Raw genomic sequence first — 312 nt, 5'->3', positions numbered from 1 at the left:
GAGCAGGGCCGCGGGACGTCGTGGGCCCTCGGGTGGGAGGTCTGCGGTCAGGGCGTGGCGTACGGCGGTGGGGCTGACATCGCGCTCCAGCCAGGCGGCGACGCCGGGGGCGAGATGGGTGGTGTCGCAGGTGGAGAGGAGGAGGCCGGGGTCGTGGCGGCGGAGGCCGGCGAGGAGGTCCGTGGCCGTCTGGAGGAGGGCGGGGGCGGGGTGCGCCGGGTGCGGCACGGCGGGGAGGGGGTTTGGGGGGGGGCGCTTCTGGGGGGGGGGGGGGGGGGGGGGGACGGGGGGGGGGGGGGTGGGCCCGCGGGG

1 pseudogene is annotated in these 312 nt (G+C 81.1%); it reads right to left on the bottom strand.

Annotated elements, in window-relative coordinates:
- A pseudogene (locus ADK57_RS47450) lies at positions 1-312 on the bottom strand (helix-turn-helix domain-containing protein); the annotation flags it as partial.

It is taken from the genome of Streptomyces sp. MMG1533 (assembly GCF_001279775.1).
Taxonomy (GTDB): Bacteria; Actinomycetota; Actinomycetes; order Streptomycetales; family Streptomycetaceae; genus Streptomyces.
This window is presented reverse-complemented; position numbering and strand designations above follow the sequence as displayed.